This is a genomic window from Escherichia sp. E2586 (assembly GCF_005781105.1).
Taxonomy (GTDB): domain Bacteria; phylum Pseudomonadota; class Gammaproteobacteria; order Enterobacterales; family Enterobacteriaceae; genus Escherichia.
On the sequence record NZ_VATN01000022.1, the window covers coordinates 210431 to 223000 of the forward strand.

Annotated in this window: 9 protein-coding genes and 1 tRNA gene; 5 read left to right on the forward strand and 5 right to left on the reverse strand. The window is 52.4% G+C overall.

From position 1 onward, the window contains the following. Positions 1–3: 3 nt before the first annotated feature. The gene (gene frdB / locus FEK50_RS20370) at positions 4–738 is read right to left on the reverse strand and encodes a fumarate reductase iron-sulfur protein (protein WP_064525766.1); all 735 of its coding nucleotides are present in this window, start codon (positions 736–738) and stop codon (positions 4–6) included. Continuing rightward, a complete protein-coding gene (gene frdA, locus FEK50_RS20375; RefSeq protein WP_130205969.1) occupies positions 731–2539 on the reverse strand; it encodes a fumarate reductase (quinol) flavoprotein subunit in 1809 nt (602 codons plus the stop codon). The genes frdB and frdA overlap by 8 nt, the downstream gene beginning before the upstream one ends. A gap of 325 nt (positions 2540–2864) precedes the next feature. Between frdA and epmA the strand changes: the two genes are divergently transcribed. From epmA to FEK50_RS20390, 3 genes are all read left to right on the forward strand, one after another. Next, positions 2865–3842: an elongation factor P--(R)-beta-lysine ligase gene (epmA, locus tag FEK50_RS20380; protein WP_000004771.1), complete on the forward strand. Its 978-nt coding sequence runs from the start codon at positions 2865–2867 to the stop codon at positions 3840–3842. A gap of 218 nt (positions 3843–4060) precedes the next feature. After that, on the forward strand, positions 4061–5563 hold the full coding sequence (gene yjeM / locus FEK50_RS20385; RefSeq protein ID WP_131161345.1) for a glutamate/gamma-aminobutyrate family transporter YjeM: 1503 nt from the start codon (positions 4061–4063) through the stop codon (positions 5561–5563). Positions 5564–5660: 97 nt separating this feature from the next. Next, on the forward strand, positions 5661–5975 hold the full coding sequence (locus tag FEK50_RS20390) for a YjeO family protein (RefSeq protein WP_131161344.1): 315 nt from the start codon (positions 5661–5663) through the stop codon (positions 5973–5975). A 30-nt stretch (positions 5976–6005) separates the two neighbouring features. On the opposite strand, the gene mscM is transcribed toward FEK50_RS20390, so the two are convergent. The 3 genes from mscM to rsgA form a co-directional block, all read right to left on the reverse strand. Then, a complete protein-coding gene (gene mscM, locus FEK50_RS20395; protein ID WP_131161343.1) occupies positions 6006–9329 on the reverse strand; it encodes a miniconductance mechanosensitive channel MscM in 3324 nt (1107 codons plus the stop codon). A gap of 21 nt (positions 9330–9350) precedes the next feature. Beyond that, complete coding sequence (gene asd / locus FEK50_RS20400) at positions 9351–10319, reverse strand: archaetidylserine decarboxylase (protein ID WP_130221779.1); 969 nt, start codon at positions 10317–10319, stop codon at positions 9351–9353. 96 nt (positions 10320–10415) lie between these two features. Continuing rightward, a complete protein-coding gene (gene rsgA, locus FEK50_RS20405; protein ID WP_130205979.1) occupies positions 10416–11468 on the reverse strand; it encodes a small ribosomal subunit biogenesis GTPase RsgA in 1053 nt (350 codons plus the stop codon). Positions 11469–11562: 94 nt separating this feature from the next. On the opposite strand from rsgA, the gene orn reads away from it, so the two are divergent. Both orn and FEK50_RS20415 read left to right on the forward strand, forming a co-directional pair. After that, the gene (orn, locus tag FEK50_RS20410; RefSeq protein ID WP_064525781.1) at positions 11563–12108 is read left to right on the forward strand and encodes an oligoribonuclease; all 546 of its coding nucleotides are present in this window, start codon (positions 11563–11565) and stop codon (positions 12106–12108) included. Positions 12109–12318: 210 nt separating this feature from the next. Further along, positions 12319–12394, forward strand: a tRNA-Gly gene (locus tag FEK50_RS20415). The last annotated feature ends 176 nt before the right edge of the window (positions 12395–12570 follow it).

Below are 12570 nucleotides of genomic sequence, written 5' to 3' on the forward strand. Positions count from 1 at the left end.
TCCTTAGCGTGGTTTCAGGGTCGCGATAAGAAAGTCTTTTGAACTTTCTACTTTGCCCTGCTGAATGGCCGCAGCCGGATCGACGTGTTTCGGGCAGACTTCGGAGCAGTAGCCCACGAAAGTACAGCTCCATACGCCGTTCTGGCTGTTTAACTGCGCCATACGCTCCTTCTTACCGTGGTCGCGGCTATCTTCGTTATAACGATGTGCCAGCGTAATGGCAGCCGGACCGATGAACTCTGGGTTCAGGCCGAACTGCGGGCATGCGGCATAGCACAGACCACAGTTGATGCAACCGGAGAACTGGTGATACTTCGCCATCTGCGCCGGGGTCTGGATGTTAGTACCCTGATCCGCGGTGCGGGAGTTGCCGATGATGTACGGTTTGATCGCTTCCAGACTTTCGATGAAGTGGGTCATATCGACCACCAGATCGCGTTCAATCGGGAAGTTAGCTAACGCTTCAACCTTCATGCCGTTGGTGTAGTCACGCAGGAAGGTTTTACATGCCAGTTTCGGCACGTTGTTAACCATCATGCCGCAGGAGCCACAAATCGCCATACGGCAGGACCAGCGGTAGCTCAGGTCCGGCGCAAGGTTGTCTTTGATATAGCCCAGCGCATCCAGCAATGAGGTGGTTTCATCATAAGGCACTTCATAGAATGCGCTATGTGGTGCGGTATCGACTTCCGGGTTATAACGCACCACCTCAATTTTCAGGTTTTTCATCTCAGCCATTCGCCTTCTCCTTCTTATTGGCTGCTTCCGCCTTATCGGCTGCATCCGCTTCGCCACCGTACATGCGTTTGGCCGGCGGCAGCTTAGTAATTTTCACGTCGCTGTACTCCAGGCGAGTAGTGCCATCAGCATCGCGGAAGGCGAGGGTGTGTTTGAGGAAGTTGATGTCGTCACGTTCAGTGCAACCTTCGTCCAGACGCTGGTGCGCGCCGCGGGACTCTTTACGTGCCATTGCAGAGTGCGCCATACATTCGGCAACGTTCAGACCGTGGCCCAACTCAATGGTGTAAAGCAGGTCGGTGTTGAACACGCTGGAAGTGTCGGTGATGCGAACGCGCTTGAAGCGTTCCTGCAGTTCCGCCAGCTTGTCGATGGTTTTCTGCATCAGTTCCGGCGTACGGTAGATACCGCAGCCTTCTTCCATGGCCAGGCCCATTTCGTCGCGGATCTTCGCCCAGTTTTCGCCGCCGTCCTGGTTAACCAGATCTTTCAGACGCTGTTCAACGCCAGCAACCTGGGCATTGATCGCTGCATCGTTGCCATTACCGGCAGTAGATGCGCGCTCCATTGCTTGCTCACCAGCCAGACGACCAAAGACCACCAGTTCCGCCAGGGAGTTGGAGCCCAGACGGTTTGCGCCGTGCAGACCTACAGAGGAACATTCGCCCACGGCGAACAGGCCCTTAATGCGGGTTTCGCAGTTCTGATCGGTTTCGATACCACCCATGGTGTAGTGTGCGGTCGGACGTACCGGAATCGGCTCTTTAACCGGATCGACGCCAACATAAGCTTTCGCCAGTTCACAGATGAACGGCAGACGTTCGTGCAGTTTTTTCTCGCCCAGGTGACGCAGGTCAAGGTAAACCACATCGCCACGCGGCGTGGAAATGGTGTTGCCTTTACGCCATTCGTGCCAGAAGGCCTGAGAAACTTTGTCGCGTGGACCCAGTTCCATGTATTTGTTTTTCGGCTCGCCCAGCGGAGTTTCTGGACCCATGCCGTAGTCTTGCAGATAACGGTAGCCATTTTTGTTGACCAGAATACCGCCTTCGCCACGGCAACCTTCGGTCATCAGGATACCGGAACCTGGCAGACCGGTTGGGTGATACTGAACGAATTCCATGTCACGCAGCGGAACACCGTGGCTCAGCGCCATACCCATACCGTCGCCAGTAACGATGCCGCCGTTGGTGTTGTAACGATAAACACGGCCAGCGCCACCGGTTGCCATCACCACTGCGTTAGCACGGATCTGAACCAGCGTGCCTTCCATCATGTTCATTGCTACCAGGCCGCGAACATGACCATCATCAACCAGAATATCCAGCACGAAGTGTTCGTCAAAACGCTGGATCTGCGGGAATTGCAGAGAGGTCTGGAACAGCGTATGCAGCATATGGAAGCCGGTCTTATCGGCGGCGAACCAGGTACGCTCGATTTTCATGCCGCCGAAGCGACGTACGTTCACGCTACCATCCGGGCGACGGCTCCATGGGCATCCCCACAGTTCCAGTTGGGTCATTTCGGTTGGGCAGTGGTGGACGAAATAATCCACAACATCCTGCTCACATAACCAGTCGCCACCCGCTACTGTATCGTTAAAGTGATAATCGAAGCTGTCATGATCCTGCGCGACAGCGGCGGAGCCCCCTTCTGCAGCAACGGTATGGCTGCGCATTGGGTATACTTTTGAGATTAGTGCGATTTTTGCATTCGGATTTGCCTGCGCGGCAGCAATTGCAGCACGTAATCCCGCGCCACCGGCACCTACAATGGCAAGATCGGCTTGAAAGGTTTGCACGACATTCCTCCAGATTGTTTTTATCCCACATCCACGTACTTCAGGGTAAGTGCCTGAAAGTTACGGTCTGCGAACGCTATTCCACTGCTCCTTTATAGGTACAACAGTATAGTCTGATGGATAAGTCTGAAATTTGACGAGATCGATTTTTTTAGTGCGCAAGCGGGCTAAATTATCACTGAAGATGATTAATTTAATTACTAAACCATCAGATTGTGGTTTTTTTAGTCACCCCCCCCTTGCTGAATGATTCCTGCGTAAAATTTGTCTCGCCGTCGCGTTGCGAGTAGACTTCGTGCCCTTGTTAAAAACTGGAGATTTCACTATGAGCGAAACGGCATCCTGGCAGCCGAGCGCATCCATTCCTAACTTATTAAAACGCGCGGCGATTATGGCGGAGATCCGTCGTTTCTTTGCCGATCGTGGAGTGCTGGAGGTGGAGACGCCTTGTATGAGCCAGGCGACGGTAACCGATATTCATTTGGTCCCGTTTGAGACACGTTTCGTTGGCCCCGGACACTCTCAGGGGATGAATCTTTGGTTAATGACCAGCCCTGAATATCACATGAAACGCCTGCTGGTTGCCGGTTGTGGCCCAGTATTCCAGCTGTGCCGCAGCTTCCGTAATGAAGAGATGGGGCGTTATCACAACCCTGAGTTCACGATGCTGGAGTGGTATCGGCCGCATTATGATATGTACCGGTTGATGAACGAAGTTGACGATCTTCTGCAGCAAGTACTGGATTGCCCGGCTGCAGAAAGCCTTTCTTATCAGCAAGCCTTCTTACGTTATCTGGAAATTGATCCGCTCTCAGCTGATAAAACGCAGCTGCGGGAAGTGGCGGCGAAACTGGATCTGAGCAACGTTGCTGATACCGAAGAAGACCGCGATACGTTGTTGCAGTTGCTGTTTACCTTTGGTGTGGAACCGAACATTGGTAAAGAAAAACCGACCTTTGTTTATCATTTCCCTGCCAGTCAGGCATCACTGGCGCAAATCAGTACCGAAGATCATCGGGTCGCAGAGCGCTTCGAGGTCTACTACAAAGGTATTGAGCTGGCGAATGGTTTCCATGAATTAACGGACGCCCGTGAACAGCAACAACGCTTTGAGCAGGATAACCGTAAGCGTGCGGCGCGTGGTTTACCGCAGCATCCAATCGACCAAAACCTCATCGAAGCTCTGAAAGTCGGTATGCCTGACTGCTCCGGCGTAGCTCTGGGCGTTGATCGTCTGGTGATGCTGGCGTTGGGCGCGGAGACGCTTGCGGAAGTGATTGCCTTTAGCGTTGACCGGGCATAATTCTGAAAAATCATCTAATTAACCACACAGAATGGCGCTGTAACGCCATTCTGTAGCAGATGTTTTCATTTTTCTGCTAAAGGCCACAATTTAAGACTGGATATTTGCTATCATCCAGGTATCAATTCTGTATGTTTTTTTATTGCGGCCCGTCAATCGATGGGTAGTGCAGTTCAGTGCGCGCGTTTTATACATGTGCTAAAACGAAGGATAATTTCATGCCTCACACGATAAAAAAGATGAGTCTGATAGGACTCATATTGATGATCTTTACCTCAGTATTTGGGTTTGCCAATAGTCCGGCAGCTTATTATTTAATGGGGTATAGTGCGATTCCCTTTTATATATTTTCTGCATTATTATTTTTTATACCATTTGCCTTAATGATGGCAGAAATGGGCGCGGCCTATCGCAAAGAAGAAGGCGGCATCTATTCCTGGATGAATAATAGTGTCGGACCACGTTTCGCCTTTATCGGCACATTTATGTGGTTTTCCTCTTATATCATCTGGATGGTGAGTACCTCAGCTAAAGTCTGGGTACCATTTTCTACGTTCCTCTACGGTACCGACATGACTCAGCACTGGCGCATTGCTGGCCTGGAGCCAACGCAGGTAGTGGGTCTGCTGGCGGTGGCATGGATGCTCCTGGTTACCGTGGTTGCTTCAAAAGGGATTAATAAAATTGCTCGTATTACTGCAGTAGGTGGTATTGCAGTAATGTGTCTTAATTTAGTATTACTGTTAGTGAGCATTGCCATTTTGTTATTAAATGGTGGCCATTTTGCACAGGATATTAATTTCGTGGTATCGCCGAATCCAGGATATCAATCCGGTCTGGCGATGTTATCGTTTGTGGTATTTGCCATTTTTGCTTACGGCGGAATTGAAGCGGTTGGTGGTCTGGTAGATAAAACAGAAAACCCAGAAAAGAACTTTGCCAAAGGTATTGTTTTTGCCGCTATTGTTATTTCAATCGGTTATTCGCTGGCGATATTTTTATGGGGCGTCAGCACTAACTGGCAGCAGGTATTAAGTAATGGTTCCGTTAACCTCGGCAATATCACCTATGTGTTGATGAAAAGTCTGGGGATGACGCTGGGTAACGTGCTGCATTTGTCACCTGAAGCGTCATTGTCGCTGGGCGTATGGTTTGCGCGTATTACCGGGCTTTCGATGTTCCTCGCCTATACCGGTGCGTTCTTTACGCTTTGCTATTCACCGCTGAAAGCGATCATCCAGGGTACGCCGAAAGCGTTATGGCCGGAACCGATGACGCGCCTGAACGCCATGGGCATGCCGTCTATCGCCATGTGGATGCAGTGTGGGCTGGTTACTGTCTTCATCCTGCTGGTTTCGTTTGGCGGTGGTACTGCATCAGCGTTCTTTAACAAGCTGACGCTGATGGCGAACGTTTCCATGACGCTTCCCTATCTGTTCCTCGCGCTGGCTTTCCCATTCTTTAAAGCTCGTCAGGATCTCGACAGACCATTTGTGATTTTCAAAACACACATGTCAGCAACGATCGCGACAGTGGTGGTGGTACTGGTGGTGACGTTTGCGAACGTTTTCACCATCATCCAGCCAGTGGTTGAAGCCGGAGACTGGGATAGCACATTGTGGATGGTTGGCGGCCCTGTCTTCTTCTCGCTGTTAGCGATGGCGATTTACCAGAACTATTGCAGCAGAGTGGCAAAAAATCCGCAGTGGGCGGCTGAGTAATCAGATGCCCTATCGTCGGCCTGACGATAGGGCGTAATGACAGGGAATTAGTGGGATTTCGTATGCGCTATAGCGAAATTAAACTACGGGTTACCTCATGAGTGCGCGCATGTTTGTCTTGTGCTGCATCTGGTTTGTTGTGGCGATCCCCTGGATACTCATCACTTCCACGCTGGACAAAGAGTGGATGATTGATGGACGCGGGATTAACAACGTCTGTGATGTGCTGGAGTATCTGGAAAATGACGATACTCGCGATGTCGGTGTGATATTGACGTTGCCGCTCTTTTTCCCTTTTCTCTGGTTCGCGCTGCGGCGAAAAAAAGGCGGCTGGTTTATGTACGTCACCGCACTTGCGATCTTCGGCTACTGGCTGTGGCAGTTTTTTCTGCGCTATCAGTTTTGCTTGTGAGCCGGATGGGGTCATCCGGCCACAAAGACCTTACAAACTTCCCACCTGACGACCTTTACCCGCAGAAGTCAACGTTCTCCCCGTTTGTTTACCATTCAGGCTTTCCAGACGCATCTGGAAGGGCGGGAATGGCATATCAATACCGTGGGCGTGGAAGCCCGCCAGAATCAGTTGATGGATTTCATGGCGCAGCGGCATGCGGTGACCCATTTCTGCGGCGTAAATACGCAGCTCGAAAATCTGGATCCCTTGCTGTAGATCCACCAGGAAGACTTCCGGCGCCGGGTTATCGATCACCAGCGAGCAGCGGCGCGCAGCGTTGAGCAAGATTTCTGTCACTTCTTCACTGTTGGCATCGGCAGGGGCCGGAATCGTCAGCACCACGCGCGTGACCGAGTCAGAGAGCGACCAGTTGATAAACTGCTCAGTAATAAACGCCTTGTTTGGCACGATAATCTCTTTGCGGTCCCAGTCGCTGATAGTTGTGGCGCGGGTGTTAATTTTCGTCACGCTACCGGTAAGATCGCGGATCGTTACCGTATCGCCAATGCGAATCGGTTTTTCGAATAGGATAATCAGGCCAGAGATAAAGTTGGCGAAAATTTCCTGCAAACCAAAGCCCAGACCAACACCGAGCGCGGCGACCAGCCACTGTAATTTCGACCACTCAATACCAATCATCGAGAAGCCGACCAGCCCGCCAATCAGCATCAGCAGATATTTGGTGATGGTGGTGATGGCGTAGCCCGTACCCGGCGTTAAATCGAGATGCTGCAAGATTGCCAGTTCCAGCAGCGCGGGCAGATTGCGCACCAGTTGCGTGGTGATGATGAACACCAGAATAGCTATCAGCACCGCACCGAGGGTGATCGGCTCCAGGCTTTCTACGCCCTGTACCGTGGAAGTGACATCCCACAGCGAAATATTTTCGAGGAAGCCGAAAGCGGAATGGATTTCTGACCACAGCACAATGACCGAAAGCAGGGCGATCAACATCAGGATTGAGCGCACCAGCCGCAAGGACTGCGCACTGATGGCATCGAGATCGACTTCGCTTTCATCGACTTCAATCGCCCCTTCCGGGCTACTGTGATGATGCGCTTCCTCTTCGCCACGCGCGCGCTGCGCTAACATCTCGGCCCGGCGATGTTTCGCCCGGTCAAAAGCCAGTCTGCGCCGCTGGATTAGCATCCAGCGGCGGATAACGTGGTAAACCACCAACAGCAGGAACCAGATGGCGACCGAGGTTTCAAGCCTTGCTAACAGCGCCTGTGCCGTTGCCAGGTAACCGACTGCCGCTGCCAGAATAGCGACCAGCGGCGCGCCAATCATCATGTTCCATAACATATGGTTGGTAATGTTATCGCCGCTTCCCTCTTTGTTGAGGTACAGCGGGATCCCCGCTTTTTTCAAACTGAGGGTGACCACCGCCAGCGCACCACATATGAGAATAAAGCAAAGCCGTCCCAGCGAACCGGAAAACTCGCGGTCGTCGAGATTATCGAACATCATCAGCGCCATAATCAGCGGCACGATAAGCCCGATGCTCATCAGGTAGTAGCGCATCCCGCGGGAAACACGTTCGCGCGGCCAGCCAAAATGAGCGATAAACAAGCCGTTCGGGCGGGCAAATGTGGCGCAAATCATCACTACCCACAGCAGCGGCACGGTGGCTGTTACGCCATCACCAATCGCTACCGCCAGCGGATAAGGCCACGCCTCGCGCAAGCCGTAACCCAGCGTCATCCACAGCACCGGTAACGGTGACGCGACGAGAATCGACCAGAAAAGGGTGCGTAATGTCAGCCAGAAGTGATCCTGAGTCACCTTGCCGACTTTCGCTGCCGAACGTTCGAGAAAACGGGTGAAATAGCGGCGCGAGTAAATACTGCAACCGACCAGAATCAACGCGCCAAACAGCGGCAAAATCGTTTCTTTGCTGGTCAGCATCATGATACTGGCTTTACCTAACTGGCTGAAGGTGTCCAGCGAAATGAGACGGCGCAGGTCCTGGGCGATTTCCAGTGGCCAGGCGATGGTCATCGGGCGCACGTCAGAGGTCCAGAACAGATAGCGGTGCGTCGCTTCGTTCACCTCTTTCAGCGCATCTTCCAGTTGCCCGTTGGAGACTTTCAGCTTGGTCAGTTCCAGCAGTAGCGTGTCACCACCCTGCAACAATGAGTTCAGCAACTCACGCTGAGTACGCAGTTGTGCTTCGAGAATACGGTTTTGCTCGGCGGTCAGCGGCTGACCGTCAGTCTGAAGGATTTGTCGCAGTTGCGGTTGTTTATTGAGTAGATCCTCATAGTGCAACCGTTGCACGCGCAACTGCGCCATTTCGGTATCAAGTTGTTGCGGTTTCGGCATTTCCGGCAGTCGTGCCACCTGCGCTCGCAATGCTTCGCCGAGCAGGTTGGACGCTCCCAGCCATTGTGACTGCTCGCGCAGGGTATTCAGCGCCTGCCGGACCTGTAATGTCTGGCTGGCAGCCTGACGCTGTTGCGAAGCGACGAGATCCATTCGCTGCGCCTGCTGATTCAGCGCCGCCGAAAGCTCGCGGTTAATTTTGAATTGCGCGACGATATCTTTCGGTAAATTGGCACTACTTTCAGCCAACAACTCGGTGCTTTCCAGCGCCCGCTCCGCCTCAAGCTGGCGTTGGCTGTTCAACTGATTACGTAAGGCCTGCAAATACGCATCCAGCTGCTGGCTCTCTTTTTCCGCCAGCTCAGAGCGCAAGCGCGCTAATTCCTGGCGGTTATTGGCAGACAGCTGCGCCAGCTCCAGTTCATCAACGAGGGCTTTCAGACGTGCGGAGTCAGACTGCAACGCGAAATTTTGTGCCTGATTAAGCGGGGTATTGCCGGTAAGTGTTCCCAGGCGGCGCTCAATTTCATTTAACTGACGACGGGCATCAGTTTGCTGTTGCGGCAGTTGATTCAATGAATCCGCTATCTCGCGGGCGCGTTCCTGCTCTTGCTGGGCCTGACGGCTCTTATCCAGCAACTGACTGCTGACCTGGAGAATTTCCTGATTCAGCGCGTCGGTAGACATTCCCGGCGACACGCTGCGCGGCTCGTCACGCATGTTGTTTAATTGTGCGCGCAGAGTAGCGGAGAGTTTCGGATAATTATCAATGACTTCTTGGTATTGCTTGATACGCTCAAGGGAACTTTTTCGTTCCTCAAGCGCGTTTAAGGCAGACTGGAGCGCCTCTACGACTTCCGGCTGCGCGGGTTTTGCCGCTTTTGCCTGCTCCAGTTCCTGGGTGATTTGTTTGCTATCGGGGGCCGTCGCGGCGTACGCCCCCCAACTGAGGCACCAGGCCATCAGAAAAGTGATAATCAGGCGCACGTCAGCGTTTCCTTTGATGGATTAGACCTGGTCTTTTTTGTCGTCAACCAATGGGCTGGCGTCGTGTTCTGCTTCGATCTCTTCAGCAGGAAGCGGGGCTGGTTCAGCGTCTGGCGTAACAAAGGTTTCGGTAGATACTGCCAGCGGCTGGCCAATTTTCGTGACAGACAGGCTTTCCAGTTGCTCAACCAGGTTCACTTTACCCGGTGCAAACAGGTTGATAACGGTAGAGCCAAGTTTAAAGCGACCCATTTCCTGGCCTTTCAGTAGCGCCACAGAACCGTCGTTTTCCCCGGCAGGCCAGGTCCAGCGTTTGATGATGCCTTCGCGCGGTGGTGTAATGGTACCCGCCCAGACAGTCTCAATGCTGCCAACAATCGTCGCACCAACCAGAATCTGCGCCATCGGGCCAAATTCGGTATCGAACAGGCAGATAACACGCTCGTTACGGGCAAACAGATTTGGCACGTTCTGAGCAGTGAGATGGTTAACGGAGAAGAGATCGCCCGGCACGTAGATCATCTCACGCAAAATACCGTTGCACGGCATGTGTACGCGGTGATAGTCACGCGGGGAGAGGTAAGTGGTCACAAACGTACCATTGCGGAAAAGATCCGCCATCAGATAGTTGCCCGCCAGCAGGGCTTCGAGGCTGTAATTGTGGCCTTTGGCTTGCAGGATTTTATCTTCTTCGATTTTACCTAACTGGCTGATAACGCCATCGGCAGGCATGACCAGTACATTCGGATCGGTATTGATTGGGCGTACTTCGTCACGCAGCGGACGGACAAAAAATTCGTTAAAGGTGCGGTAGCTGGCAGTATCCGGCTTCTGCGCCTCTTGCATGTCGACTTTGTAGTATTTAACGAACAGATCGATAACCAGTTTTGTCAGCCATCCTGCTCGCTTGCTTGCGCCCCAACCCGCCAGGCGAGTAAGCCATAGTTTCGGCAGAATGTACTGTAGCGAAAGTTTAAATGAATTTAACAAAGTAGCCTCCAGGCCATTGTTTTGTCGTTCCTGATCCGGCGTATATGCCGGATCCTGAAAAAAAGGGGACGATTCTAACGACGGTTAGCTTAATTGTCAGTCATCCGTATCAGAAAAGTTTTTACGCGTTTTTACCTGCGCCATGCTTTCCAGAATACGGTGATAGTTTTCGAAACGGGTTTCCGCGATTTTCCCTTCGTCAACGGCTTCACGGATAGCGCAGCCCGGATCGGTATCGTGTTTGCAATCGCGGTATTTGCACAGACCTAAGTAGTCATGGAATTCGACAAAACCGTGAGTGATTTGTTCCGGCTCGAGATGCCAGAGTCCGAATTCGCGTACCCCAGGAGAATCAATCACATCGCCGCCGTGCGGGAAGTGATACAACCGAGCGGCAGTCGTGGTGTGCTGGCCCAGACCTGAGTTGTCAGAGACATCGTTGGTCAGGATCTCTTTTTGCAGCCCCAGCAACGCATTCAGCAGGCTGGATTTGCCGACGCCAGATTGCCCGGCAAAAATGCTGATGCGTCCGGTCAATGCCTCTTCCAGCGGTTTCAGCCCATCCTGAGTATGGCTGGAAACCATCAATACGCGATAACCGATGTTGCGGTAGATATCCATCTGTTCGTTGACGAACGCCATGCCTTCGTCGTCCAACAGGTCAATCTTGTTGAGCACAATAATCGGCTCAATCTGCAAGGTTTCGCAGGCTACCAGGTAACGGTCGATGATATTGAGCGACAGCTCCGGCAAAATGGCGGAGACAATAACAATCTGATCGATGTTGGCGGCGATGGGTTTCACGCCGTCGTAGAAATCCGGGCGCGTTAACACCGAGGTGCGCTCATGTACCGCTTCCACGATCCCTTTGACATTTACGCCTTCCGCCGCCGGTTTACCCGGACGCCAGACTACGCGGTCGCCGGTCACCAGCGAACGGATGGTACGGCGAATATTGCAGCGGTGAACGTCGCCATCGGCGGATTCCACATCAGCGTGCATACCAAAGCGGCTGATGACGATACCTTCATCAGGCTCGCCAAACAGATTGTCGTCGTAGTCGGGCTTCTCCTTAGACGTTTTAAGACGACGCTGGTGATTGGCGTTCACGCGGCGCTGCTGGCCTTTGGAGAGTTTATTTTTACTCAATCGTACAGACTCCTGGTCGCCCCTGATGGGCAAAACATCTATGATACACGCAATTGTGGATCAATATAGTCACTGTGAATGGGTGGAAAATAGCATGAGTGCCAATGAAAACAACCTGATTTGGATCGATCTTGAGATGACCGGTCTGGATCCCGAGCGCGATCGCATTATTGAGATTGCCACGCTGGTGACCGATGCCAACCTGAATATTCTGGCAGAAGGGCCGACCATTGCAGTACATCAGTCCGATGAACAGCTGGCGCTGATGGATGACTGGAACGTGCGCACCCATACCGCCAGCGGGCTGGTGGAGCGTGTGAAAGCGAGCACGATGGGCGATCGGGAAGCAGAACTGGCGACGCTCGAATTTTTAAAACAGTGGGTGCCTGCGGGGAAATCGCCTATCTGCGGTAACAGCATCGGTCAGGATCGCCGCTTCCTGTTCAAATACATGCCGGAACTGGAATCGTACTTCCACTACCGCTATCTCGATGTCAGCACGCTGAAAGAGCTGGCGCGCCGCTGGAAGCCGGAAATTCTCGACGGTTTTACCAAGCAGGGGACGCATCAGGCGATGGATGATATCCGCGAATCAGTTGCGGAACTGGCTTACTACCGCGAGCATTTCATCAAGCTGTAACATTTTTCCTGGTCACGTAACCGCCGGAATCCACTTGCGGCGGCGTGATTTTGACGCTAAATTGAACGTCTTGCTGATAATTTCAGCACTTGAGATAAAAATTCGAAAAATTTTTTTTAGGGGGGTTGCAGAGGGAAAGATTTCTCGTATAATGCGCCTCCCGTAACGACGCAGAAATGCGAAATTACGAAAGCAAAAATTAAGTAGTACGCGGGAATAGCTCAGTTGGTAGAGCACGACCTTGCCAAGGTCGGGGTCGCGAGTTCGAGTCTCGTTTCCCGCTCCAAAATTTGAAAAGTGCTGTAAAGCACAGACCACCCAATCGCAGTATTTCGAATTGCGACAAGGCGGCAACTGAACGAATCCTTGGGGACTTACAAAAGTAAGTGACTAAGGTGAGTGAAGGCAGCCAAGGCAGTAGCAGTTCGAAAGACGAAGATTAAGCGGGAATAGCTCAGTTGG